Genomic DNA, 24,584 nt, shown 5'->3' on the forward strand with positions numbered 1-24,584 from the left:
CAACCCGTGAGGCACTAGACATGTACGAACTCGGAGTCGTCTACCGCAACATCACCCGTGCCGACCGCACGGCTGCCGACTCGCTGGCCCGCTACGGCAGCGCCACCGTGCACGAGGCGATGGGCCGCGTCGGCCTGATGAAGCCTTGCATGCGCCCCATCTACGCCGGCGCCCGCATCTCGGGCACGGCCGTCACGGTGCTGCTGCACCCGGGCGACAACTGGATGATGCATGTCGTGGCCGAGCAGATCCAGCCCGGCGACATCGTCATCGCTGCCGTCACCGCCGAGTGCACCGACGGCTACTTCGGCGACCTGCTGGCCACCAGCTTCCAGGCCCGCGGCGCGCGCGGGCTGGTCATCGACGCGGGCGTGCGCGACGTGCGCGACCTCACCGAGATGGGCTTTCCGGTGTGGAGCCGCGCCATCAGCAGCAAGGGCACGATCAAGGCCACGCTGGGCAGCGTGAACGTGCCCGTGGTGTGCGCCGGCGCGTGGGTGCAGCCGGGCGACGTGATCGTCGCCGACGACGACGGCGTGGTCTGCGTGCCAGCCGCGATGGCCGTGGCCACCGCCGAAGCCGCCGCCCAGCGCGAGGCCAACGAAGCCGACAAGCGCGCCAAGCTGGCCGCCGGCGTGCTGGGCCTGGACATGTACAAGATGCGCGAGCCGCTGGCCGCGGCCGGCCTGAAGTACATCGACTGAAGGCGCGAAACCCATGCAGATCGCCTTCATCGGCTACGGCGAGGTCGGCCGCATCCTCGCCGAGGACCTGGCGCCGCAGGGTCACGCGCTGGTGGCCTACGACACCAAGCTCGCGGGCGATGCCGGCGAGGCGCTGCGCGCGCACGCGGCACGCACCGGCGTGCGGCTGGCGCCAGACCACGCGGCCGCGGTGCAAGGCGCCGATCTCGTGATCTCCGCCGTCACGGCCAGCCAGGCCGAGGCGGTGGCGCAGGCCTGCGCGCCGGCACTGGCGCCGCAGGCGTTTTTCCTCGACTTCAACTCGGCGTCGCCGGGGGCCAAGATCCGCGCCGCAGGCGTGGTCGACGCCGCCGGCGCGCGCTACGTCGAAGGCGCGGTGATGACCTCGGTGCCGCCCTACCGCATCCGCGTGCCGCTGCTGCTGGGCGGCCCCGACGCCGCCGCGCTGCAGCCGGTGCTGCAGGGCCTGGGCTTCGCGCCGCGTGTCCACAGCGACACGCTGGGCGTGGCCAGCGCCACCAAGATGTGCCGCAGCGTGATGATCAAGGGCCTGGAGGCCATGGTCATCGAGAGTTTCACCACCGCGCGCCACTACGGCGTGGAAGACGCGGTGCTGGCCTCGCTGCAGGAGACCTTCCCCGGCATCGACTGGGAGAAGCAGGGCGCCTACTTCTTCCAGCGCGTCATCGAACACGGTCGCCGCCGCAGCGAGGAAGTGCGCGAGGTCGCCGAGACCGTGCGCGAAGCCGGGCTCACACCGTTCAGCGCCGCCGGCACCGCCGAGCGGCAGGCGTTTGTCGCCGACCTGGCCGACGCCGGCGTGTTCGGCAGCAAGGGCACACCCGGCTTCGCCCGCAGCGCCGACTGGCGCACCGAGGCCGACCGCCTGCTGCAGCACATCAAGACACAGGAGTGAACCACCGCATGGCCTTCGAGAAGACCCCCGGCTGGCTGGACTGGTACGCCGGCCCCAGCCAACCCCGCTTCCAGCTGCCGGCAGGCGCGGTCGACGCGCACTGCCACGTGTTCGGCCCCGGCGACGAATTCCCGTTCGCGCCCGAGCGCAAGTACACGCCGTGTGATGCCAGCAAGGCGCAGCTGTTCGCGCTGCGTGACCACCTGGGCTTCGCGCGCAACGTCATCGTGCAGGCCACCTGCCATGGCGCCGACAACCGCGCGATGGTCGACGCGTGCCTGGCCAGCAACGGCCGCGCGCGCGGCGTGGCCACCGTGCGGCGCAGCATCAGCGATGCCGAGCTGCAGGCCATGCACGCGGCCGGCGTGCGGGGTGTGCGCTTCAACTTCGTCAAGCGCCTGGTCGACTTCACGCCGAAGGACGAGCTGCTGGAGATCGCGGCGCGCATCGCCCCGCTGGGCTGGCACGTCGTCATCTACTTCGAGGCCGTGGACCTGCCCGAGCTGTGGGACTTCTTCACCGCGCTGCCGACCACCGTGGTGGTGGACCACATGGGCCGCCCCGACGTGACGAAGCCGGTCGACGGCCCCGAGTTCGCGCTGTTCGAGAAGTTCATGCGCGAGCACGGCAACGTGTGGAGCAAGGTCAGCTGCCCCGAGCGCCTGAGCGTCGCCGGCCCGCCGGCGTTGCAGGGTGAACAAGCGGCCTACCGCGACGTGGTGCCGTTTGCGCGCCGCATCGTCGAGACCTTCCCCGACCGCGTGCTCTGGGGCACCGACTGGCCGCACCCCAACCTGAAGAACCACATGCCCGACGACGGGCTGCTGGTGGACTTCATCCCGCACATCGCGGTGACGGCCGAGCTGCAGCGCAAGCTGCTGGTCGACAACCCGATGCGCCTGTACTGGCCCGAGGAGGTCTGAGCATGGCCCTGGACAAACCGTATCTCGACGTGCCCGGCACGACGATCTTCGACGCCGAGCAGTCGCGCAAGGGCTACTGGCTCAACCAGTTCTGCATGAGCCTGATGAAGGCACCCAACCGCGCGCGTTTCCTCTCCGACCCCAAGGCCTATCTCGACGAGTGGCCGATGACGCCAGCCCAGAAGGACGCCGTGCTGGCGCGCGACCTCAACCGCTGCATCGCCGAGGGCGGGAACATCTACTTCCTGGCCAAGATCGGCGCCACCTACGGCAAGAGCTTCCAGCAGATGGCCGGCAGCATGACCGGCATGACCGAAGAGGAGTACCGCAACATGATGATCGCCGGCGGCCGTTCGCCCGAAGGCAACCGCTACGTCGGCGAGGACGGCAGCGCGCAGCCGCAGCACCAGCCGCAGGGCAGCGCGGAAAGGCCGGGGTTCTGACCATGGCCACCATCACCGCATCGGTCTACACCAGCCACGTGCCGGCCATCGGCGCCGCGCTCGACCTGGGCAAGAGCCACGAGCCGTACTGGCAGCCGCTGTTCAAGGGCTACGAGTTCTCGAAGCAGTGGCTGCAGCAGAACAAGCCCGACGTCGTCTTCCTGGTCTACAACGACCACGCCACGGCCTTCAGCCTGGAGATGATCCCCACGTTCGCCATCGGCACCGCGGCCAGCTACCAGCCGGCCGACGAAGGCTGGGGGCCGCGCCCGGTGCCGGTGGTGCAGGGCCACCCGGAGCTGGCCAGCCACATCGCGCAGAGCGTGATCCAGGACGACTTCGACCTCACCATCGTGAACAGGATGGACGTGGACCACGGCCTCACGGTGCCGCTGAGCCTGATGTGCGGCCAGCCGCCGCAGAGCGACTTCGCCTGGCCCTGCCCGGTGATCCCGTTCGCGGTGAACGTGGTGCAGTACCCGGTGCCCTCGGGCCGGCGCTGCTTCCAGCTGGGCCGCGCCATCCGCCGCGCGGTCGAGAGCTTCGACCAGCCGCTGAAGGTGCAGATCTGGGGCACCGGCGGCATGAGCCACCAGCTGCAGGGCCCGCGCGCCGGGCTCATCAACCAGCCCTGGGACAACGCCTTCCTCGACCAGCTGATCGCCGACCCGGCGACGCTGGCGAACAAGCCGCACATCGAGTACGTGCGCGAGGCCGGCAGCGAAGGCATCGAGCTCGTGATGTGGCTGATCGCGCGCGGCGCGATGGCCGACGTCGACGGCGGTCCCGCGCCCCGCGTGGCGCACCGCTTCTACCACGTGCCCGCGAGCAACACGGCCGTCGGCCACCTCATTCTGGAGAACCAAGCATGACGATCAAGGTCGCCCTCGCCGGTGCCGGCGCCTTCGGCATCAAGCACCTGGACGCCATCAGGAACATCGATGGCGTCGAGGTCGTGTCGCTGGTCAGCCGCGAGCTGGCCAAGACCCAGGAAGTGGCCGACAAGTACGGCGTCGCCCACGTCACCACCGATCTGGCCGAGAGCCTGAAGATCCGCGAGGTCGACGCGGTGATCCTGTGCACGCCCACGCAGATGCACGCGTCGCAGAGCATCGCCTGCCTGGAAGCGGGCAAGCACGTGCAGGTGGAGATTCCGCTGGCCGACGCGTGGCGCGACGCGCAGGCCGTGGCGCGGCTGGCGCAGGGCAGCGGCAAGGTGGCGATGTGCGGCCACACGCGCCGCTTCAACCCCAGCCACCAGTGGGTGCACAAGAAGATCGCCGCCGGCGGCTTCCAGATCCAGCAGATGGACGTGCAGACCTACTTCTTCCGCCGCACGAACATGAACGCGCTGGGCCAGCCGCGCAGCTGGACCGACCACCTGCTGTGGCACCACGCCGCGCACACGGTGGACCTGTTTGCCTACCAGGCGGGCAGCCCGATCGTGAAGGCCAACGCGATCCAGGGGCCGATCCACCCGCAGCTCGGCATCGCGATGGACATGAGCATCCAGCTGAAGGCCGCCAACGGCGCGATCTGCACGCTCAGCTTGAGCTTCAACAACGACGGGCCGCTGGGCACCTTCTTCCGCTACATCGGCGACACCGGCACCTACATCGCGCGCTACGACGACCTCTTCAACGGCCGTGACGAGAAGATCGACGTCAGCCAGGTCGACGTGTCGATGAACGGCATCGAGCTGCAGGACCGCGAGTTCTTCGCCGCCATCCGCGAAGGCCGTGAGCCCAACGCCAGCGTCGCCAAGGTGCTGCCCTGCTACGAGGTGCTGCACCAGCTGGAGCAGCAACTGGCGTAGTGGTTTAGTCTAGGCCGCATGACCGCACCACGACACATCGGCCCCTTCACGGTGGCGCCCATCGGCCTGGGCTGCATGAACCTGAGCCACGGCTACGGCGCGCCGCCACCCGCGGCCGACGCCGAACGGCTGCTGCTGGCGGCGCTGGAGCAGGGCGTGACCCTGTTCGACACCGCGGCGCTGTACGGCTTCGGCGCCAACGAGACGCTGGTGGGCCGCGTGCTGCAGGCGCACCGCTCGAAGATCACGCTGTGCAGCAAGGGCGGCATGGCGGGCGTGCAGTTCGCTGACGGCATGAAGCGCGTCATCGACGGCAGCCCCGAGGCCATCCAGCGCAACTGCGACGACAGCCTGCGCCGGCTGGGCACCGACGTCATCGACCTCTACTACCTGCACCGCTGGGACAAGCAGGTGCCCATCGAGGACAGCGTGGGCGCGATGGCGCGGCTGGTGCAGCAGGGCAAGGTGCGGGCGCTGGGCCTGAGCGAGGTCTCGGCGACCACGCTGCGCCGTGCGCACGCGGTGCATCCGATCGCCGCGGTGCAGACCGAGTACTCGCCGTGGACGCGCAACCCGGAGATCGCGGTGCTGCAGGCCTGCCGCGACATCGGCGCCGCGTTCGTGGCGTTCAGCCCGGTGGGGCGCGGCTTCCTCACCAGCACGCCGCCCGACCCCGCGGCGCTGGACGCCAAGGACATCCGCCGCACGATGCCGCGCTTCGAGCCCGCGCAGCATGCGCAGAACCTGCAGCTGCTGGCGCGCTTTGCCGCCATCGCGGCGCAGGTGGGCATCACGCCGGCGCAGCTGTGCCTGGCCTGGCTGCTGGCCAAGGGCCCGCACATCGTGCCGATCCCGGGCACCACGCGCCTGGCGCACCTGCGCGAGAACCTGGCCGCCGCGGCCATCACGCTGTCGCCCGAGACGGTGGCGGCGGTCGACGCCACGGTGAACGAACGCACGGTGGCCGGCGGGCGCTACAACGCGGCCAGCCAGGCCGAGATCGACACGGAAGTGTTCTGAGCATGCGCTGCGCTGCTGCAGGCAGGGGGGCGCTGATGGCAGCGCTGGCGGCCCTGGCCACGCTGGTTCCGGTGTCGCGGGCCACGGCGCAGGGGCTGGCGCCCCTGGCAGGCGCTGGCGACACGCTGCCCGCCGCCTGGCAGTTCCGCGGCCTGCCGCAGCAGCAGCTGCCGCGCACGGCCTACGGCGTGGTGCGGCAGGACGGCGCCGCCGTGCTGCGCATCGAGGCGCGCGGCTCCTACGGCAATCTGGTGCACACGCTGCCCGCCGGCAGCACGGCGCAGCGGCTGGCGTGGCGCTGGCGCGTCGAGCAGCCCAACCCGCAGGCCGACCTGCGCAGCAAGGCCGGCGACGACAACGCCGTCAAGGTCTGCCTGCTGTTCGACCTGCCCCTGGACGCCGTGCCCTTCGTCGAGCGCCAGCTGCTGCGCCTGGCGCGCAGCCGCAGCGACGAGCTGCTGCCCGCGGCCACGCTCTGCTACACCTGGGACGCGCGGCTGCCCGCCGGCACGCTGCTCGACAACCCGTACTCGCGGCGTGTGCGCAGCATCGTGCTGCGTGGCGCCGAGACCGCGCCCGGCCGCTGGCAGGCCGAGACGCGCGACGTGGCCGCCGACTTCCTGCGTGCCTTCGGCGACGAGGCGCGCAGCGTGCCGCCGCTGCTGGCCGTGGCGGTGGCCGGCGACGCCGACAACACCGGCGGCACGAGCCTGGCCTTCGTGGCCGACCTCGCGCTCGACTAGGGCCTGTTAACACAACCGCAGGCCGTCAGCGATCAGCGCGAAGCTGATGAAGGCGATGAACATGACGTCGAGCTTCTCGAAGCGGGAGAAGATGCGGCGGTAGCCCTTGAGCCTGCGGAACAGGCGCTCTACCTCGTTGCGACGCTTGTACATCGCCCGGTCGTATTCCCATGGCTCGATGCGCGTGCTGAGTGGGGGCACGACGGGGACGAAGCCCAGATCGAGCGCAAGCTGCCGAGTCTCGTTGCCCTCGTAGGCGCGGTCCATGATCAGGTGAAGAGGACGATTGGGCGGCCCCAGCCGCTTCAACAGCTCTCGTCCCTCGGGTGCATCGTGCGCCTGGCCTGGCGACAGCGAGAACGTTATGGCCGTGCGTGCGTCCGCAGCGAGGAGGTGGATCTTGGTGTTCCAGCCACCGCGGGACTTGCCGATAGCCTGCGGACCGTTTTTTTTCGAGCACCAGTGCCGTCCGGGTGCACCTTCACGCTGGTGCTGTCCAGGCAGACGGACTCGATCTTGATCTGCACGACCTGCGCACGCTGCAACTGCTCAAACGCCTTGTCGAGCACGCCGGACTTGGCCCAGCGGCTCATGCGCGTGTAGATCGTGTGCCAATTGCCAAACCGCTTGGGCAGACCGCGCCACTTGCAGCCGTGCTCGGCCACGTAAAGGATTGCGTTAAGCACTTGCAGATTCGACAGGCTGACGTTGCCTCGCTGGCGGGGCAAGCAGTGTTCGATCTGGGCAAACTGCGCTGCGGTGATCTCCATGGCCGCAGTGTCAAGACAATGCGGCTTCGGCGCAATTAGTGTTAACAGGCCCTAGCCGCCGCCCAGCCGCCGCCCGGCGGGCATACTGGCGCCCCCTTGCCTGCACCCACGGCCACGCCGCCCTGACGCCCATGGACCTGTCCCGCTTCCCCCGCCGCTGCTACACGCCGTTTGCCACGCCGATCGAGCCGCTGCCGCGCTTCAGCGCCGCACTGGCCGCCTCCTGCCCCGGCGGCCGCGGCCCCGAGATCTGGGTCAAGCGCGACGACATGCTGGGCCTGTTCCCGGGCGGCAACAAGACGCGCAAGCTGGAGTTCCTGGTCGCCGACGCGCTGGCGCAGGGCGCCGACACGCTGATCACCTGCGGCGCGCCGCAGAGCAACCACTGCCGCATCACGCTGGCCGCGGCGGTGAAGGAAGGGCTGCAGTGCCGCTTCGTGATCGAAGAGCGCATCGCGGGCAGCTACGACGAGCAGGCCGGCGGCAACCACTTCCTGTTCCGCCTGCTGGGCGTGGAGCACATCACCGTGGTGCCTGCCGGCAGCAACATGTCGGCCGCCATGCAGGCCGAGGCCGACACGCTCGCCGCGCAGGGCCGCAAGGGCTACGTGATCGCCGGCGGCGGCAGCAACGCCATCGGCGGCCTGGGCTACGTGGCCTGTGCGCAGGAACTGCAGCAGCAGCTGTTCGACGGCGGCCTGCAGTTCGACCGCATCGTCGTCGGCTCGGGCAGCTCGGGCACGCATGGCGGGCTGCTGGCGGGCTTTCTCGGCAACCACATCCACATCCCCATCACCGGCATCGGCGTCAGCCGCGACCACGCCGACCAGCACCCGCTGGTGCTGAAGGAGACGCAGGCCGTGTGCGACCTGCTGCGCCTGGGCATCACGGTGGACCCGGCGGCGGTGCAGTGCGTGGGCGGCTACTGGCAGCCGAAGTACTCGGTGCCGAACGCGCGCATGGTGGAAGCGGTGCAGCTGGCCGCGCGCACCGAAGGCCTGCTGCTGGACCCGGTCTACACCGGCAAGGTGATGGCCGGGCTGATCGGGCTGGCGCGCGAGGGCGTCATCGGTGCGCAGGAACGGGTGCTGTTCCTGCACACCGGCGGGCTGCCCTCGCTGTTCGTCTACGACGACGTGCTGCTGGGGCGCCAGGCGGTCACCAACCCCTGATCTTCAGCGGCTGAACGACCACGCCAGGCGGGCCGTCTCGACCACCGTCTGGCCTTCGATGCGGCCGCTGCCGCCGACCACGCCGCTCACGTCCCAGCCGTAGCCCGCCATCTCGGTGGTGCGCTGGTCGCTGGCCTTGGGGCACACGGCCAGGATCTCGGTGGTCCAGAACGTGATCAGGCGTGCCGTGTACGTGGCCGGACTGGTGCTCTCGTCGACCACCAGCTCCACCAGCCGCGTGTCGCCACTCACCGGGGCGGTGGCCGGCGTGGCCGACACCCAGCAGTTGTCGTCCGTCACCTGCAGGCTGAGTTGGCCCTCGGGGCGGTAGACCTTGCGGCTGCCCACGGTGGCGGCATGGTCCAGCCGCCAGGTGACGTCGGCCGTGACGAGCAACGTGGTGCCGGCGATCGAGGGGCCGTCCTCGGCGGTCATCGAGCCGACCCAGCGGTCGTCGGTGATCTTCACGCTGGAGCTCAGCAGCAGCTTGCGGCCGCTGGCGGTGTGCGTGCTCTCGAAGTTCACCCACACGGTGTCGGGCTCGGGCACGGTGGCCGGGGCGGTGTAGACGGCGCCGGCGCTACCGGTGTTGGGCACCACGGTGCCGTCGGTCGCGTTGCCGCCTTCGTCGAGGAACACCGACCACGTGCGCGTGTAGCCGGGCTTGGCGTTGAGCAGCGGCACCTGGCGGGTCTCGAGCATCGGCGTGTAGATGCAGGCCTCGACGCCGCTGTCGAAGCGTTCGCAGGTGCCGATCTCGACCTCGTAGCCGCGCACGCGGGCGTAGGGCACCAGCGGCAGCGTGCCGTTCACGGCCACCTCGGCGGCCTTGGGCTTCAGGCTGAAGGCCAGGTACTTCACGATGGTGAAGTCGATCGAGACGCTGGCGGCACGGGCGGTGGCCTGCAGGCCGGCGGCGGGCGCCGCCACCAGCTGCGGCGGCAACGTGGCCTGCAGCGTGCGCGCGGTGCGGTCGATGCGGTCGGCCGGCAGCGAGTACCAAGTGCCGTCGGCGCGCTGCACGGCGATGCGCAGGCCGTCGATGTCCGCCAGCTCGGCCTCGTCGACCTGCAGCGTCAGCGCCAGCGGCCGGCTCGGCGCGGCCGACAGCTGCAGCAGCAGCCCGTCGCCGCGGCCGTCGGGCGCGGTGTTGGCCACGCGCTGCAGTGTCGCGCTGCTGCCCGCGGGCAGTGCGCCGGCGGGCACGTCCACGGCCACGGCGCCCGCCTGCAGCCGGCCGCCGGCCGTGCCCACCGGCACGACGCTGGCGTCGCCCTGGGCGGCGCCGCGCGGGCTGGTCACGGGTTCCTCGTCGGTGGTCGTGGCCTGGCCTTCGGCCAGCAGCGTGCGGGCGGCGTCGGTGGCCACCACGCGGTAGCGGTAGGCGCGGCCGGCGGCGAGGCCGTCGTCGAGGAACTGGCCGCTGCGGCCGTCCACCTGCGCCAGCTCGGTGTAGCTGCCGCCGTCGTCCTGGCGCTCGATGGCCACGGTGGTGGCAGTGGCGGCCGGCGCCCAGTGCAGCGTGGCGGTGCGGGCCGAGCTGCCCACCGCGCCGAACTGCGCCAGCGGCGCGGGTGTGCCGGTGGCGGGCGGTGGCGTGGTGCCGGTGTCGCCAGGGGTGTCGCTGCCGCCGCAGGCGGCGAGCAGCAGGGCGCTGGCGGCGGCCGCCAGCAGGAACTTCGGGATCGGGGACATGGAAACTCTCGCGTGTCTGACAGGAGCCGCCAGTGTCGGCAGCCGGGCGCGGCGCGGCATCGACCGCTGGAGCCATCGGGCCCGGCCGCGAAGAGCCATTGCCGCCGCCGACCCCGCAGCCACAATGCCGCGATGGAACTGCGGCAACTGCGCTACTTCGTCAGCGTCGTCGAACACGGCAGCATGGGCCGCGCCGCGCAGGCGCTGGGCGTCGTGACCTCGGCACTGAGCCAGCAGATCAGCCGCCTGGAAGGCGAGCTGTCGGCGCGGCTGCTGCAGCGCGGGGCCGGCGGCGTCACGCCCACCGACGCCGGCCTGGCCTTCTTCCAGCAGGCGCAGCTCGTGCTGCGCCATGCCGACGACGCGCTGCGCGCGGCGCAGCAGCGGCGGCTGTCGGGCCACGTCAGCGTCGGGCTGGCGCCGACCACGGCCTCGGTGCTGGGCCTGCCGCTGGTGCAGGCGATGCGCGCGCGCTACCCCGACGTGCGGCTGCACCTCGTGGAGGCGCTCTCGGGCCACCTGGCCGACATGCTGGTCACGCGGCGGCTCGACCTGGCCATCGTGTTCAGCAGTGCCGCCGCGCGGCGCTGGAGCGTGCTGCCGCTGCTGCGCGAGCGCCTGTTCGTGATGGCGGCGGCCGGCCTGCCGGGCGCCGACGTGCTGCAGGGCAGGGACCCGGACGGCGTGCAGCCAGCACAGCTGGCCGGCCTGCCGCTGGTGCTGCCCACCGGCCCGCACGGGCTGCGCAGCACCGTGGACGCGGCCTTTGCCGCCGCCGGCGTGGCGCCCGAGGTGGTGCTGGAGATCGACTCGCTGCCGGTGCTGATGGCCAGCGTGCACGCCGGCATCGCCGCCACCATCCAGCCCGGCGCGGCGCTGGCGCTGCCCGGCGCCGGCCCGCTGCGCGCCGCGGTGCTGGCCGGCACCGCCGGGCGCGACAACCTGCTGGCGAGCCTGAACGACGACGAACTGTCGCCTGCCGCGCTGGCCGCCCGCGTGACCGTGGCCGAGGTGGCCCGCTCGCTGGTGGCCGCGGGCCGCTGGGCCGGGGCCGAGCTGCTGCCGTCCTGAAGGCCCGACGGGTCCGGCTAGTGCGCGGCGATCACGCCGCAGGCGATGCGGCCGCCGGCGTTGCCGGTGGGCTGGGTCGTGTAGTCGTCGGGCTGCGCGTGCACGATCACCGACCGGCCGACCACGCTGGTGCTGCCTGGCGCGACCGTGGGCCCCATCAGCATGAACTTCAGGTCGGCGTTGCCGGCGGCGTCGGCCTTCAGCGACGGCATGTCGCCGGCGTGGTGCGGGCCGCCTTGCGGTCCGTGCGGCTTGCCGTCGGGGTTGAAGTGCCCGCCGGCGCTCATGCCGTCGGTGCTGGCGCAGCTGCCGGTCTCGTGCACATGGAAGCCGTGTTCGCTGCCGGGCTGCAGGCCGCTGACCTTGGCGTGCACCATCAGGTGACCGTCCATCTGGTGGAACATCACCAGGCCGCGCGTGCTGCTGCCCTGCGTGGGCGACAACGAGGCCACGGCCATGCGGCCCTGCATCATGCCGTGCATGCCGTGCATGCCGCCCATGCCGGGCTTCTTGGCCGGCGTGCCGGCGCCGTCCGCATGCTGGTGGCCGCCGCCCGCGCCTGCGCAGGCCGCCAGCAGCAAGGTGGTGGCCGCGAGGGCGGCGCCGAAGAGGTTGCGTTGCATCGTGCTGTCTCCTGCCGTGATGGCACCAGACACTGTAGACCTGTGGCGCCGGCCGCTGCCCAGAAAGCGTGACGCAGTGCACAAATGATGAAAACTGCAATTTATCACTGCGATTGTCGGAAACAATCCCAGACCGAAGTGACAGTAATGATACTTCTGACATCGGCGGTGACCACCGCGCCACCCCGGCCTGCGAAGCCGGCCCCGGCGCGCTGCGCACCGCTCCACCCACGATGCAAGAGGTTCACTGTGCAGACGATTTCGACGATGACCGTGGCGCGCCGCCTGGCGCTGGGTTTCGGGCTCATGCTGGCCATCCTGGTGGGGGTCACGCTGGTGGCACTGGCCAAGGTGCAGATCATCGACTCCGCGCTGCGGACCAACAGCGAGCGGGATGCGCTGGTGCAGCGGCACGCCATCAACTTCCGCGGCTCGGCGCACGACCGCTCGATCGCCGTGCGTGACGTGGTGCTGAGCGCCAGCCCCGCCGAGCGCCAGAAGGAGCTGCAGGCGATCGCCGAGCTGGCCGCGTTCTATGCGCGTTCGGCGGGTCCGCTGGAGGCCTTGATCGCCGCCCCGGGCGCCTCGCCCGAGCTGGCACGGCTGTACGCCGACATCCGCCAGATCGAGGCCGAGGCCGTGGCGACGACGCAGCGCGTGGTCGCCGCCGTCGAGCAGGGCGACACCGCCGCGGCGCAGACGCTGCTGTGGCAGCAGGCCAAGCCGCAGTACGTGCAGTGGCTGGCGGCGATCAACCGCCTGATCGACTTCGAGGAATCGCGCATCCAGGCCGAGAACACCATCGCGCTGGGCGAGGCGGGCAGCTTCCGCGCCGTGATGCTGTCGGCACTGGCCCTCGCGCTGCTGTGCGGCGTGCTGCTGGCCTGGGTGCTGTCGCGCAGCATCGTGCGCCAGCTGGGTGCCGAGCCCGAGGCCCTGGGTGCGGCGGCGAGCCGGGTCGCCCAGGGCGACCTGAGCCCGGTGCCGGGCGCGGACCAGGCGCCGGCCGGCAGCGTGCTGGCGTCGCTGGGCGCGATGCAGCACAGCCTGGCACAGCTGGTGGGCGCCGTGCGCGGCGCCTCGGACAGCATCGCCACCGGCTCGGACGAGATCGCCACCGGCAACGTCGACCTGAGCAGCCGCACCGAGTCGCAGGCCAGCCACCTGCAGCAGACGGCGGCCGCGATGGAAGAGCTGTCGCAGACCGTGCAGGCCAACGCCGAGACGGCGTCGCGCGCCGACACCATGGCCGGCAGCGCCTCGGCCGCTGCCGTCAAGGGCGGCGAGGTCGTCGGCCAGGTGGTGACGACGATGCAGGACATCGCCGACTCGTCGCGCAAGATCGCCGACATCATCGGCGTCATCGACGGCATCGCGTTCCAGACCAACATCCTGGCGCTGAACGCCGCGGTCGAAGCCGCCCGCGCCGGCGAACAGGGCCGCGGCTTCGCGGTGGTGGCCAGCGAGGTGCGCAGCCTGGCGCAGCGCAGCGCCACGGCCGCGCGCGAGATCAAGGTGCTGATCGGCGCCAGCGTCGAGAAGGTCGAGAACGGCACGCGCCTGGTGGGCGACGCGGGGCAGACCATGGACAGCATCGTGGCCCAGGTGCACAGCGTCAGCGCGCTGATCGGCCGCATCTCCAGCGCCACCGCCGAGCAGACGCAGGGCATCGTGCAGGTCGGCCAGGCGGTGACGCAGCTCGACCGCTCGACGCAGCAGAACGCGGCCCTGGTGGAGCAGAGCGCTGCCGCCGCCGACAGCCTGCGCCAGCAGGCGCAGCGCCTGGCCGAGACGGTGCGGGTGTTCAAGCTGGAGGCCGCGGCCGCCGTCTGACCCGGCCGGCGCGTGTTCACGAACCGTGAACACGTGTTGACGCGGGGGCGGCTGCCGCCCGCCTGGCGCCGCCCTACAGTCGCGCCACGATGCACGCCCCCGACCCGGATTCCCTCGACCTGCTGGTCATCGGCGGCGGCAACGCCGCGCTCTGCGCCGCGCTGACCGCGCGCGAGGCCGGTGCCTCGGTGCTGCTGCTGGAGGCCGCGCCGCAGGCCTGGCGCGGCGGCAACAGCATGCACACGCGCAACCTGCGCTGCATGCACGACGCGCCGCAGGACGTGCTGACCGGCGCCTACCCCGAAGAGGAGTTCTGGCAGGACCTGCTGAAGGTGACCGGCGGCCTCACCGACGAGCACCTGGCGCGTCTGGCCATCCGCGAAAGCGCCCGCTGCCGCGGCTGGATGCAGCGCCACGGCGTGCGCTTCCAGCCGTCGCTGTCGGGCACGCTGCACCTGAGCCGCACCAACGCCTTCTTCATGGGCGGCGGCAAGGCGCTGGTCAACGCCTACTACCGCAGCGCCGCCGCCCTGGGCGTGCAGATCCGCTACGACACCCCCGTGGCGCGGCTGGAACTGGACGGCAACCGCTTCGTCGCCGCGCACACGGCGGCCGGCGCGCGCATCGCGGCCCGCGCCTGCGTCGTGGCCAGCGGTGGCTTCGAGTCGAACCTGGACTGGCTGCGCGAGGCCTGGGGCACCAACGAACGCGGCGAACAGCCGGTCGACAACTTCCGCATCCGCGGCACGCGCTTCAACCAGGGCGTGCTGCTGAAGGACCTGCTGGCGCAGGGCGCCGACCGCATCGGCGACCCGACGCAGGCGCACATGGTGGCCATCGACGCGCGCGCGCCGCTGTACGACGGCGGCATCGTCACGCGCGTGGACTGCGTGTCGCTGGGCATCATGGTCAACCGCGACGGCCTGCGCTTCTACGACGAGGGCGAGGACTTCTGGCCCAAGCGCTACGCGATCTGGGGCCGCCTCGTCGCGCTGCAGCCGGGGCAGGTGGGCCACAGCATCATCGATGCCAAGGCCGTGGGGCGTTTCATGCCGCCGGTGTTCCCGGGGGCGCGGGCCGACACGCTGCCCGCATTGGCGCGCCAGCTGGGCCTGCCCGAGGCCGCGTTCCTGCGCACGGTGGCCGACTACAACACCGCTTGCCGTGTCGGCCATTTCGACCACGCGGTGCTCGACGACTGCCACACCGAAGGCCTGGTGCCGGCCAAGACCCACTGGGCGCGGCCCATCGACACGCCGCCCTTCCACGGCTACACGCTGCGGCCGGGCGTCACCTTCACCTACCTCGGCGTGCGCGTGGACGACCGGGCCGCAGTGCACTTCGGCGGCCGGCCCAGCGACAACCTGTACGCCGCGGGCGAAGTGATGGCCGGCAACGTGCTCGGCAAGGGCTACACGGCCGGCGTCGGCATGACCATCGGCACGGTGTTCGGCCGCATCGCGGGGGCTTCGGCGGCCGCCGCCGCAGCGTGCGGCCGCAGCCCGGCCCGGGAGGCGCACCGTGCAGCAGCTTGAACAGCTGATCGCCGAGTCCGAGGCGGCGCGCGTGCTGCAGATCTGCAACGCCTGCCGCTACTGCGAAGGCTTCTGCGGCGTGTTCCCGGCGATGGCGCGCCGGCTCGAGTTCCCGCCCGCCGACGCGCACTACCTGGCCAACCTGTGCCACAACTGCGGCGCCTGCCTGCACGCCTGCCAGTACGCGCCGCCGCACGCGTTCGCCGTCAACGTGCCGCAGGCGATGGCCCGCGTGCGCGGCAAGACCTACGCCGACTACGCCTGGCCGCCGGGCCTGGGCGCGCTGTACAAGCGCAACGGCCTGACGCTGGCGCTGGCGCTGGCCGCGGCGCTGGCGCTGTTCCTGGCGCTGGGCGCGGCGCTGAACGGGCGGCTGTGGGGCGCGGTCGACGGCGGCTTCTACGCCATCTTCCCGCACCACCTGATGGTGGCGCTGTTCGCGCCGGTGTTCCTGTTCGCGGTGCTGGCGCTGGGGCTGGGCGTGGCGCGCTTCTGGCGCGAGGTCACGCCCGGCAGCGCTGAGCCCGCCACCGCGCCCGCCCTCGGCGAGGCGGTGCACAACGTGCTGCGCCTGCGCTACCTCGACGGCGGCCACGGCGAAGGCTGCCACAACGACAGCGACGCCTGGACCCACGCCCGCCGCCGCCACCATCACCTGGTCTTCTACGGCTTCCTGCTGTGCTTTGCCGCCACCAGCGTGGCCACGCTGTACCACTACGTGCTGGGCTGGGTGGCGCCGTACCCGTTCGCGCTCGGCTGGATCGGCCTGCCCAAGCTGCTGGGCACGGCCGGCGGCATCGGCCTCGTGGTCGGCACCGCCGGCCTGTGGCGGCTGCAGGCGCGCCGCGACGCGCAGCACGGCGACGCGGCGCAGAAGCCGATGGACCTGGCCTTCATCGCGCTGCTGTTCCTGACCGCCGCCACCGGCCTGGCCCTGCCGCTGCTGCGCGCCACGCCGGCGCTGCCGCTGGCGTTGTGCCTGCACCTGGGCGCGGTGATGGCGCTGTTCGCGACGCTGCCGTACGGCAAGTTCGCGCACGGCATCTACCGCAGCGCGGCGCTGCTGAAGTGGGCCATCGAGCGCCGGCTGCCGACGCGGCTGCGCCTGGGATCCGAATGACGGAGGACACACGATGAACATCGCCTCGATGCAGGACCGCTGCACGCCCGAGGAATGGCAGGCCCGCGTCGACCTCGCGGCCTGCTACCGCCTGGTCGACCTGTATGGCATGAGCGACATGATGGCCAACCACATCTCGTCGCACGTGCCGGGGCAGCCCGGCGCCTTTCTGATCAACGCCTACGGGATGATGTACGAGGAGATCACCGCCAGCAGCCTGCTGAAGGTCGACCTCGCCGGCAACGTGCTCGCCGGCCCCGACTTCGGCGCGCTGCAGTACGGCGTCAACCGCGCCGGCTACGTGATCCACAGCGCCATCCACGCCGCGCGGCCCGAGGTGGCCTGCGTGATCCACACGCACAGCTGGGCCTCGATGGCGGTGAGCGCGCTCGAGTGCGGGCTGCTGCCGATCACGCAGACGGCGATGCGCTTCCTGAAGATCGGCTACCACGACTACGAGGGCGTGGTGCTCGACGAGGCCGAGCAGGCCTCGCTGCTGGCCGACCTGGGGCAGGGCGAGGCGCTGATCCTGCGCAACCACGGCGCGCTGGTGGTGGGCCGCACCATCGGCGAGGCCTTCAACTGGATGCACCGGCTGGAGCTGTCGTGCCACGCGCAGCTGGCGGCGATGGCCTGCAACAGCCCGCTGCGCGTGCCGCCGCAGCCGGTGCTGGAAGCCACCTGGAACAACTACCAGCGCGGCACGCGCCGCCCCTACGGCCTGATGGAGTGGCCGGCGCTGCTGCGCAAGCTGGACCGGCTGGACCCGACCTACAAGACCTGAGCCCGCGCCTGCCGCGCGTGCCGCGCCGGCGCACCCTGTTCCCCACAACGACAAGACCGGAGACAACCCATGCAGACGATCGTTCGCAGCGCCGCGGCGCTGCTGGCCGGACTCACCCTGGCCGGTGCCGCGTGCGCGCAGGCCTGGCCGGCCAGGCCCGTGAAGGTGGTGGTCGCCTTCACGCCCGGCGGCACCACCGACATCCTGGCGCGCAACATCGGCCAGCAGCTCGGCGACAAGCTCAAGCAGAGCTTCGTCATCGAGAACAAGCCCGGCGCCGGCGGCAACACCGGCACCGAGATGGTGGTGCGCGCGCCGGCCGATGGCTACACGCTCATCGTCAACAGCGTGGGTCCGATCGCGGTGAACCCCACGCTGTACCCGAAGCTGGCCTACAACCCGTTGACCGACCTGGTGCCCATCGTGCAGATCGCCGATGTGCCCAACGTGCTGGTCGTGCACCCGTCGGTCACGGCGAAGAACTTCGACGAGTTCGTGGTCTACGCCCGCGCCAACCCGGGCAAGCTGAACTGTTCGTCCACCGGCATCGGCACCTCGTCGCACCTGTCGTGCTTCATCCTCGCCAAGCGCGCGGGCTTCGAGGCCGTGCACGTGCCGTACAAGGGCGCCGACGCGCTGCGCGACCTGCTCGCCGGGCGCGTGCAGTTCATGTTCGCGACCATCCCGTCGGTGAAGCAGCACATCGACAGCGGCGCGTTGCGCGCCATCGCCGTCACGAGCGCGAAGCGATCGCGCTCGATGCCCGACGTGCCGACCGTGGCCGAGCGCGGACACCCGGGCTTCGAGGCCGGTTCGTGGTTCGGCTTCTTCGCGCCCAAGGGCACGCCGGCCGAGGTGGTGGCGACGCTGAACAAGGCCGTCAACGAGATCCTCGCCGTGCCTGCGGTGGAGGCGGCGCTGATCAAGGAAGGCGCCGACCCGGTGGGCGGCACGCCGCAGCAGTTCGCGCAGTTCACGCAGCGCGAGTTCGAGAAGTGGCGCGCGGTGGTGAAGGACTCCGGGGCTTCGGCGGAATGAACCTGACGCCCCGGGTGCTGGTCTCGGCGGCCACGCGCGCGTCGCTCGCCGCACGCGTCGGCAGCGCCGCCACGCTGCTGGCGCTGGAGGACGTGGCCGACGACGCCACCCAGGCCGTGCACGCGGCCTTCATCTCGCGCGACATCACCGGCCTGTCGACGAAGACGCGGCTGCTGCCCGCGCTGCAGGCCTGCTACCGCGTGCTGCGGCGCTCGCCGCAGCTGGCCTGGGTGCACACGCACTCTGCCGGCGTCGACCGTCCGATCTATGCCGAACTGATGGCGCGCGGCGTGGCGGTCAGCACCTCGTCGGGGGCCAACGCCGAGGTCGTGGCGCAGACCGCGCTGGGCGCGGTGCTGGCGCTGTCGCGGCGCTTCCCGCAGCTGCTGGCGGCGCAGCGCGAGCGCCGCTGGGCGCCGCTGGTGGCCGGCCCGCTGCCGCCCGATCTGGCCGGGCAGACCGCAGTGCTGCTGGGCTGGGGCCCGATCGCGCAGCGCCTGCAGCCACTGCTGGCGCTGCTGGGCCTGCACGTGGTGGTGGTGCGCAGCAGCGCGATGTCTGCAGGGCCGGGCATCGAGACCGTGCCTTTCGGCGCGCTGGACCAGGTGCTGCCGCGCGCCGACTGGCTGCTGCTGGCCTGCCCGCTGACGGCGCAGACGCGCGGCCGCATCGACGCCGCCGCGCTGGCGCGGCTGCCGGCGGGCGCGCACCTGGTGAACGTGGCGCGCGGCGAGATCGTCGTCGAGGCCGACCTCGTGGCCGCGCTGCAGCGCGGCCGGCTGGCCGGCGCCTTCCTTGATGTCTTCGAGACCGAGCCGCTGTCCGAGACCTCGCCGCTGTGGGCGCTGCCGGGCGTGATGCTCACGCCGCACGCCGCCGGGCATGCGGCCGGCAACGCCGCGCGCACGGCCGACATCTTCATCGACAACCTGCAGCGCTGGACCCGTGGCGAGCCGCTGCGCAACGCCGTTGCCTGACGCGCTCGCGCCTGCGCCAGCGCCGCCACTGCCGCTGCGCGACCTGCGCGCCGCCGCCGCGGTGGCGCGCGAGGGCAGCGCGGCCGGAGCGGCGCAGGCCCTGCACCTGTCGGTGTCGGCTGTGACACGCGGCGTGCAGCGCGTCGAGCAGCAGCTCGGGCTGCCGTTGTTCGAGCGTGGCGCGCGCGGCATGGCCTGCACGCCGGCCGGCGCCGTGCTGGTGGCGCGCGTGCAGCGCGCACTGGACGAACTGCTCCAGGCCGGCGGCGACGCCGCGCTGCCGCTGCGCGTGAGCGACGGCATGCTGCACGCGCTGGCCGCTGTGGCGTCCTCGCGCAGCGAGGCGCTGGCAGCGCGGCAGCTGGGCATCTCGCAGCCTGCGGTGCACCAGGCGCTGCGCCAGCTGGAACATGCCGCGCGGCGCCCGCTGTTCGAGCGCTCGCACCGCGGCACCCGCCTCACCGATGCCGGCGAGCGGCTGCTGCAGCGCGCCCGGCTGGCGCTGGCCGAGCTGCGCACCGGGCACGACGAGCTGGCGGCCTTCCGCGGCCTGGCTCCGGGCCGCGTGGCGCTGGGCGCGCTGCCGATGGCTGCCGACGTGCTGGTGCCGCAGGCCCTGTCGCGCCTGTTCGTGCAGCAGCCGGGGCTGCGCGTGACGGTCGTCGACGGCACCTACGAAGCTCTGCTGCACCAGCTGCGCCAGGGTGACATCGACCTCGTGGTGGGTCCGCTGCGCGGCGACGCCGCGGCGGCCGACCTGCAGGAGTCGCTGCTGTTCGTCGACCGCTTGCAGCCGGTGCTGCGCCAGGGCCACCCGGCGCTGCGGGTGCCGCGGCCGCCGCGCTCGCTGCGTGCGCTGCTGCCCTGGCCGTGGGTGGGGCCGCTGCCGGGCACGCCGGCGCGGGCGGCCTTCGAGCTGGCCTTCGCGCAGGCCGGGCTCGACGTGCCGGCGGTGCAGCTGCAGGCCAACGCGCCGGCCGTGGTGCGCTCGGTGCTGATGGCGGGCGACGCGGTGGCGCTGCTGTCGCCGCTGCAGATCCGCGCCGAGCTCACCTCGGGCCTGCTCGTGCTGCCGCCGGTGCCGGTGCGCGGCACCGAGCGCAGCATCGGCATCACGCAGCGCCGCGACGGCCTGCCCTCGACCGCGGCCCTGACGCTGATGCAGGCCTTGCAGGCCGTGGCGCACGACAACCGCGGCGCCGCAGGTCCATAAGCACAACGCAAGGGTGGCACCGGGCTTGGCGCTGGTGCCGCAGCCACCGCGCCGGCATGCTTCGGCCAGTGCGGTGCGGCACGGGCGGCGGTGCTTGGCGCGCCGTGTCCCGGGCAGCTGTTGCCGTTCCTTTCCCACGAGTCTTGCGATGCATCCGAACCCTTCCCGCCGCGCCGTCCTGGCCGCCACGCTGGCCACCGGCCTCATGCCCCGGGCCCGGGCCCAGTCGGCCCGGCCGCTGCGCCTGGTCGTGCCCTTCACGCCCGGTGGCAGCACCGACATCCTGGCCCGTGCGCTGGCGCCCAAGCTGGCGCTGGCGCTGGGCACCAACGTCGTGGTCGAGAACCGTGCCGGCGCCGGCGGCTCGCTCGGCGCCGGCGAGGTGGCGCGCGCCGAGCCCGACGGCAACACGCTGCTGATGGGCCACATCGGCACGCTGGCGGTGAACCCGGCGCTGTACCCGAAGCTGCCCTACGACCCCATCAAGAGCTTCGCGCCGGTGGCCTGGGTGGCGCGCGTGCCCAACGTGCTGGTGGTGCCCGCCACCGCGAAGGCGAAGACGCTGCAGGAGTTCATCGCCCAGGCCCAGGCCCAGCCCGGGCGGCTGACGTATTCGTCGGGCGGCAACGGCAGCGCCGCGCACATCACCTTCGAGTTGCTGAAGCTGCGCGCGCGCATCTTCATGCTGCACATCCCCTACCGCGGCACGGCGCCGTCGATCAACGACCTCATCGCCGGCCAGGTCGACAGCACCTTCACCGGCACGCCGGCCGTGCTGCCGCACGTCAAGGCCGGCCGGCTGCGCGCGCTGGCGGTCTCGAGCCCGCAGCGCATCGCGGCGCTGCCCGACGTGCCCACGGTGGCCGAGTCCGGCGTGGCCGGCTTCGAGGCCGACCAGTGGTACGGCGTGGTCGCGCCCGCCGGCACGCCGGCAGCGGTGGTGGCGCGGCTGAACGCCGAGATCAACAAGGCGCTGGCGCTGCCCGACGTGGCGCAGCAACTGGCCACCGAAGGCGCGGTGCCCACGCCCGGCACGCCGCAGGACTTCGCGGCGCTCATCGCGCGCGAACTGCCGCGCTGGGCCGAGGTGGTGAAGGCCGGCAACGTGAAGGTCAGCTGATGGCGTCCGCGATGCTGCAACGGCTGTCTGCCTGCGCCTGCGCGCTCGCCGCCGCGCTGGTGCTGGCGGCCTGCGCGCAGCTGCCCCCCGCACCGGCGGCGGCGCCCGCACCGGCGCCGGGCCGCACGGCCGGCCAGGTCGAGGTCGTCTGGCTCGGCCAGGCGGCGTTCAAGATCACCTCGCCCGGCGGCAAGGTCATCGTCACCGACCCCTGGCTGCGCCTGAACCCGCTGACACCGACCGCTTACAGGCAGCTCGAGCACTTCGGCCGCATCGACGTGCTGCTGGTGAGCCACGGGCACTTCGACCACATCGCCGATGCGCCCGCGCTGGCGCAGATGTACGACGTGCCGCTGCGCGCGCCCGGCGACCTGGCGCAGAGCGCGATGACGCTGGGCATGCTGCCGGCGCGGCTGCTGCCGCGCATGAACAAGGGCGGCACCGTGGAACCGGTGCCGGGCATCAGGATCACCGCGGTGCGGGCCGAGCACTCGTCGATCCTGGTGTGGCGCAACCCGGCCACCGGCAAGGACGAGACCCACCCCGGCGGCGAGCCGCTGGGCTGGATCATCGAGCTGGAGGACGGCTTCCGCATCTACCACGCCGGCGACACGGCGCTGTTCGGCGACATGCGGCTGATCGGCGAACGCCACCGGCCTGACCTGGCGCTGCTGCCCATCGGCGGCAACTTCACGATGGATCCGGTCGATGCCGCCCACGCGGTGAACGTGCTGCTGCGGCCGCGTGCGGTGATCCCCATGCACTACGGCGCCAACCCGCTGGCGCGGGGCACGGCGCAGCAGTTCATCGACGCCCTGGGCCCGCAGGGCGCGGCGAAGGTCCACGTGGCCGTGCCCGGCCAGCCGCTGCGCTTCTAGACACCCGTCCCCTTCCACGCCCCTCTTCCGCGCCGCAGGCCCGCCCCGGGCCGCGGGCGCCGCTGCCGCATGACCACGACGACCCGGAGACCCCGCATGACCCGCACCACCCGCACGCTCTGCACCGCCGCCGCCTGGCTGACCCTGGCCCCCGTCGCCGCGCTGGCCCAGAACGTCACCATCTACGGCCTGTTCGACGCCGCCGTGCGCCAGGCCAACAACGCCGGCAATCCGCGCGGCACGCTGACCACGATGGACGACGGCATCTTCACCGGCAGCCGGCTCGGCTTCCGGGGCCGCGAGGACCTGGGCGGCGGCCTGTCGGCGGTGTTCACGCTCGAGTCGGGTTTCGATCCCAGCACCGGGCAGTCGCTGCAGGGCACGCCCGCCGGCGACTACGGCCAGACCACCGCGCCCACGCGTTTCTGGGGCCGCGAGGTCCACGCCGGCCTCCGCAGCAGCTGGGGCGGCGTCACCGTGGGCCGCCAGTACACGGTGGCGCACGCGATGGCCGCGCGCTTCCAGCCGCAGGGCAACCCCAACAGCACCGCGCACTCGCTGTTCAGCAGCCACCACGTGCCGCGCCAGGACAACATGCTGCGCGTGGACGCCCGGGTCGCCGGCATCGACGTGGTGGCCTCGCACACCTTCGGCGAGCAGGCCTCGGGCAGCGCCAACGGTGCCTGGGCGGTGTCGGTGGGCCACGTCGGCCGCGGCTTCGCGGTCGGCGGCTACGTGCAGCAGTTGAAGAACCTGGCCGGCACCGAGACGCGCGACATCGTCGGTCTCGGCGGCAACGTGCGCCTGCACCAGGCGCTGGCGCTGTTCGGCGGCGCCATGCAGCGCAGCAGCGCGGTCAGCCCGCAGGAGAACACCGCCTGGACCCTGGGCGCCAACATCGAGCTCGCCGATGCCGTGACGCTGAGCGTGGCGCACTACAACGACACGCAGTCGGGCAGCGCCGCGCTCGACGGCCGGCGCCAGGTCAGCTGGGTCACCGCCAGCGTCCGCTTCTCGCGCCGCAGCGACGTGTACGCCGTGATCGACACCAACGTCGTCGAAGGCGGCTACGCCAAGCCCGCCTTCATGGCCACCAAGGGCAGCCAGACCGGGCTGGTGGTCGGCCTGCGCCACCGCTTCTGAGCCGCGCGCCCGCGCTGCAGCACGACCACCCCCCGCACTACCATCCACGCATGGACCACGCCCACTCCTTCCTCCGCCGGCGCACGCTGTGCGCGTTCGGCGCCGCGGCCCTGAGCGCCCCGTTCGGCGCCCCGCTGCACGCGCAGCCCCGCTTTCCCGAGCGGCCGATCTCGCTGCTGGTGCCGTTCGGCCCCGGCGGTATCGCGGACCTCACCGCCCGCGCCGTCGCCGAGGTGATGGCGACCTCGCTGAAGCAGCCCGTCGTCGTCGAGAACCGCCCCAGCGCCGGCAGCATCGTGGCGTCGCAGGCCGTGGCCACGGCGCGGCCCGACGGCCACACGCTGCTCCTGATGAGCAACGGCAACGCCGTCAGCGTCGGCCTGTTCAGGAAGCTGCCGTACGACACGCTGAAGGCCTTCGCGCCCGTGAGCACGCTGGGCTACTTCGACATCGGCATCTTCGCCGCCGGCAGCGGCCGCTTCGGCACGCTGCGCGAGGCGCTGGCCTATGCGAAGGCGAACCCGGGCAAGCTCAACGTCGGCACCGTGGCGGTGGGCAGCACGCAGCACCTGGCGGCCAAGCTGTTCGAGACCGTGGCCGGCCTCGACGTGCTGGTCGTGCCCTACAAGGGCTCGCCGGCGGTGCTGGCGGCGCTGCGCGGCGGCGAGATCGACATCGCCTTCGAGGTCGTCGGCCCGATGGTCGGCCAGGTGTCGGCCGGCGTCGTGAAGGCGCTGGCGGTGTCGTCGGACCGCCGCAACCCGGCGCTGCCCGAGGTGCCCACGGTGCAGCAGGCGGGCGTGGCCGGCTACAACGTGGCGTCGTGGAACGCCATCGCGGCGCCGGCTGGCACGCCGCCCGAGGTGGTGGCGCAGCTCAACCGCGCCGTGCGCGAGGCCGTGGCCGCGCCGGCGGTGCAGGAGAAGATGGCGCGGCTGGGCATGCGGCTGCAGAGCAGCACGCCGGCCGAGCTGCAAGGCCTGCTGGGCAGCGAGATCCAGCGCTGGGGCGAGGTCATCCGCGCCGCGAAGATCGAGCCCGAATGAG

Annotated in this window: 24 protein-coding genes and 1 pseudogene; 21 read left to right on the forward strand and 4 right to left on the reverse strand. The window is 72.4% G+C overall.

The genetic code is table 11. The features are described from left to right. The first annotated feature begins 20 nt into the window (after window positions 1-20). Genes ligK through ACPOLB_RS18590 form a run of 8 tightly spaced genes read left to right on the forward strand, consistent with a single transcriptional unit; the run spans window position 21 to window position 6,565 of the window. Window positions 21-704, forward strand: a complete 684-nt coding sequence (gene ligK / locus ACPOLB_RS18555; protein WP_425257503.1) for a 4-carboxy-4-hydroxy-2-oxoadipate aldolase/oxaloacetate decarboxylase — start codon at window positions 21-23, stop codon at window positions 702-704. 13 nt (window positions 705-717) lie between these two features. Beyond that, the gene (locus ACPOLB_RS18560) at window positions 718-1,620 is read left to right on the forward strand and encodes a DUF1932 domain-containing protein (protein WP_425257504.1); all 903 of its coding nucleotides are present in this window, start codon (window positions 718-720) and stop codon (window positions 1,618-1,620) included. An 8-nt stretch (window positions 1,621-1,628) separates the two neighbouring features. Beyond that, a complete protein-coding gene (locus ACPOLB_RS18565) occupies window positions 1,629-2,543 on the forward strand; it encodes an amidohydrolase family protein (protein WP_425257505.1) in 915 nt (304 codons plus the stop codon). A gap of 2 nt (window positions 2,544-2,545) precedes the next feature. Next, window positions 2,546-2,986 carry a protocatechuate 4,5-dioxygenase subunit alpha gene (gene ligA / locus ACPOLB_RS18570; protein ID WP_425257506.1) on the forward strand — a complete coding sequence of 147 codons (441 nt, stop codon included), beginning with the start codon at window positions 2,546-2,548 and terminating at the stop codon, window positions 2,984-2,986. Between the two features lie 2 nt (window positions 2,987-2,988). After that, window positions 2,989-3,858, forward strand: a complete 870-nt coding sequence (locus ACPOLB_RS18575) for a class III extradiol dioxygenase subunit beta (RefSeq protein ID WP_425257507.1) — start codon at window positions 2,989-2,991, stop codon at window positions 3,856-3,858. After that, window positions 3,855-4,802, forward strand: a complete 948-nt coding sequence (locus ACPOLB_RS18580; RefSeq protein WP_425257508.1) for a Gfo/Idh/MocA family oxidoreductase — start codon at window positions 3,855-3,857, stop codon at window positions 4,800-4,802. Before ACPOLB_RS18575 ends, ACPOLB_RS18580 begins: the two co-directional genes overlap by 4 nt. 18 nt (window positions 4,803-4,820) lie before the next feature. Continuing rightward, entirely contained in the window at window positions 4,821-5,822 is a 1,002-nt protein-coding gene (locus ACPOLB_RS18585) for an aldo/keto reductase (RefSeq protein ID WP_425257509.1), read from the forward strand. 2 nt (window positions 5,823-5,824) lie between these two features. Next, window positions 5,825-6,565: a DUF3047 domain-containing protein gene (locus ACPOLB_RS18590; RefSeq protein ID WP_425257510.1), complete on the forward strand. Its 741-nt coding sequence runs from the start codon at window positions 5,825-5,827 to the stop codon at window positions 6,563-6,565. A 6-nt stretch (window positions 6,566-6,571) separates the two neighbouring features. Here ACPOLB_RS18590 and ACPOLB_RS18595 read toward each other — a convergent pair whose 3' ends face one another. Both ACPOLB_RS18595 and ACPOLB_RS18600 read right to left on the reverse strand, forming a co-directional pair. Further along, the gene (locus ACPOLB_RS18595; RefSeq protein WP_425261868.1) at window positions 6,572-7,069 is read right to left on the reverse strand and encodes an IS5 family transposase; all 498 of its coding nucleotides are present in this window, start codon (window positions 7,067-7,069) and stop codon (window positions 6,572-6,574) included. Window positions 7,070-7,179: 110 nt separating this feature from the next. Next, window positions 7,180-7,335: pseudogene (locus tag ACPOLB_RS18600) on the reverse strand (transposase); the annotation flags it as partial. Between the two features lie 131 nt (window positions 7,336-7,466). On the opposite strand from ACPOLB_RS18600, the gene ACPOLB_RS18605 reads away from it, so the two are divergent. Further along, entirely contained in the window at window positions 7,467-8,507 is a 1,041-nt protein-coding gene (locus tag ACPOLB_RS18605) for a D-cysteine desulfhydrase (RefSeq protein WP_425257511.1), read from the forward strand. A 3-nt stretch (window positions 8,508-8,510) separates the two neighbouring features. Here the strand turns inward: ACPOLB_RS18605 and ACPOLB_RS18610 are convergent, their stop codons facing one another. Continuing rightward, window positions 8,511-10,202 (reverse strand): hypothetical protein, encoded by a 1,692-nt coding sequence (locus ACPOLB_RS18610; protein WP_425257512.1) that lies wholly within the window; start codon window positions 10,200-10,202, stop codon window positions 8,511-8,513. Window positions 10,203-10,334: 132 nt separating this feature from the next. On the opposite strand from ACPOLB_RS18610, the gene ACPOLB_RS18615 reads away from it, so the two are divergent. Further along, on the forward strand, window positions 10,335-11,273 hold the full coding sequence (locus ACPOLB_RS18615) for a LysR family transcriptional regulator (protein ID WP_425257513.1): 939 nt from the start codon (window positions 10,335-10,337) through the stop codon (window positions 11,271-11,273). A 17-nt stretch (window positions 11,274-11,290) separates the two neighbouring features. On the opposite strand, the gene ACPOLB_RS18620 is transcribed toward ACPOLB_RS18615, so the two are convergent. Next, a complete protein-coding gene (locus tag ACPOLB_RS18620) occupies window positions 11,291-11,896 on the reverse strand; it encodes a superoxide dismutase family protein (protein ID WP_425257514.1) in 606 nt (201 codons plus the stop codon). A 267-nt stretch (window positions 11,897-12,163) separates the two neighbouring features. Between ACPOLB_RS18620 and ACPOLB_RS18625 the strand changes: the two genes are divergently transcribed. The 11 genes from ACPOLB_RS18625 to ACPOLB_RS18675 all read left to right on the forward strand — a co-directional run bounded on the left by ACPOLB_RS18625 (window position 12,164) and on the right by ACPOLB_RS18675 (window position 24,583). After that, entirely contained in the window at window positions 12,164-13,729 is a 1,566-nt protein-coding gene (locus ACPOLB_RS18625) for a methyl-accepting chemotaxis protein (protein WP_425257515.1), read from the forward strand. A gap of 89 nt (window positions 13,730-13,818) precedes the next feature. Then, on the forward strand, window positions 13,819-15,264 hold the full coding sequence (gene tcuA / locus ACPOLB_RS18630; protein WP_425257516.1) for an FAD-dependent tricarballylate dehydrogenase TcuA: 1,446 nt from the start codon (window positions 13,819-13,821) through the stop codon (window positions 15,262-15,264). Next, a complete protein-coding gene (gene tcuB / locus ACPOLB_RS18635; protein ID WP_425257517.1) occupies window positions 15,251-16,384 on the forward strand; it encodes a tricarballylate utilization 4Fe-4S protein TcuB in 1,134 nt (377 codons plus the stop codon). The genes tcuA and tcuB overlap by 14 nt, the downstream gene beginning before the upstream one ends. Before the next feature lie 13 nt (window positions 16,385-16,397). Beyond that, window positions 16,398-17,168 (forward strand): class II aldolase/adducin family protein, encoded by a 771-nt coding sequence (locus ACPOLB_RS18640; protein ID WP_425257518.1) that lies wholly within the window; start codon window positions 16,398-16,400, stop codon window positions 17,166-17,168. A gap of 69 nt (window positions 17,169-17,237) precedes the next feature. Continuing rightward, the gene (locus ACPOLB_RS18645) at window positions 17,238-18,206 is read left to right on the forward strand and encodes a Bug family tripartite tricarboxylate transporter substrate binding protein (protein WP_425257519.1); all 969 of its coding nucleotides are present in this window, start codon (window positions 17,238-17,240) and stop codon (window positions 18,204-18,206) included. After that, window positions 18,203-19,183 (forward strand): D-2-hydroxyacid dehydrogenase, encoded by a 981-nt coding sequence (locus tag ACPOLB_RS18650; RefSeq protein ID WP_425257520.1) that lies wholly within the window; start codon window positions 18,203-18,205, stop codon window positions 19,181-19,183. The genes ACPOLB_RS18645 and ACPOLB_RS18650 overlap by 4 nt, the downstream gene beginning before the upstream one ends. Next, complete coding sequence (locus ACPOLB_RS18655) at window positions 19,176-20,396, forward strand: LysR family transcriptional regulator (RefSeq protein WP_425257521.1); 1,221 nt, start codon at window positions 19,176-19,178, stop codon at window positions 20,394-20,396. The genes ACPOLB_RS18650 and ACPOLB_RS18655 overlap by 8 nt, the downstream gene beginning before the upstream one ends. A gap of 148 nt (window positions 20,397-20,544) precedes the next feature. Next, window positions 20,545-21,516 carry a Bug family tripartite tricarboxylate transporter substrate binding protein gene (locus ACPOLB_RS18660; protein WP_425257522.1) on the forward strand — a complete coding sequence of 324 codons (972 nt, stop codon included), beginning with the start codon at window positions 20,545-20,547 and terminating at the stop codon, window positions 21,514-21,516. Next, the gene (locus ACPOLB_RS18665; protein WP_425257524.1) at window positions 21,516-22,394 is read left to right on the forward strand and encodes a metal-dependent hydrolase; all 879 of its coding nucleotides are present in this window, start codon (window positions 21,516-21,518) and stop codon (window positions 22,392-22,394) included. Before ACPOLB_RS18660 ends, ACPOLB_RS18665 begins: the two co-directional genes overlap by 1 nt. Before the next feature lie 96 nt (window positions 22,395-22,490). Beyond that, entirely contained in the window at window positions 22,491-23,537 is a 1,047-nt protein-coding gene (locus ACPOLB_RS18670; protein ID WP_425257525.1) for a porin, read from the forward strand. A gap of 50 nt (window positions 23,538-23,587) precedes the next feature. Next, a complete protein-coding gene (locus ACPOLB_RS18675) occupies window positions 23,588-24,583 on the forward strand; it encodes a Bug family tripartite tricarboxylate transporter substrate binding protein (RefSeq protein WP_425257526.1) in 996 nt (331 codons plus the stop codon). Window position 24,584 lies beyond the last annotated feature (1 nt).

It is taken from the genome of Rubrivivax soli, assembly GCF_049810355.1.
In the GTDB taxonomy this organism is placed as follows: Bacteria; Pseudomonadota; Gammaproteobacteria; order Burkholderiales; family Burkholderiaceae_C; genus Rubrivivax.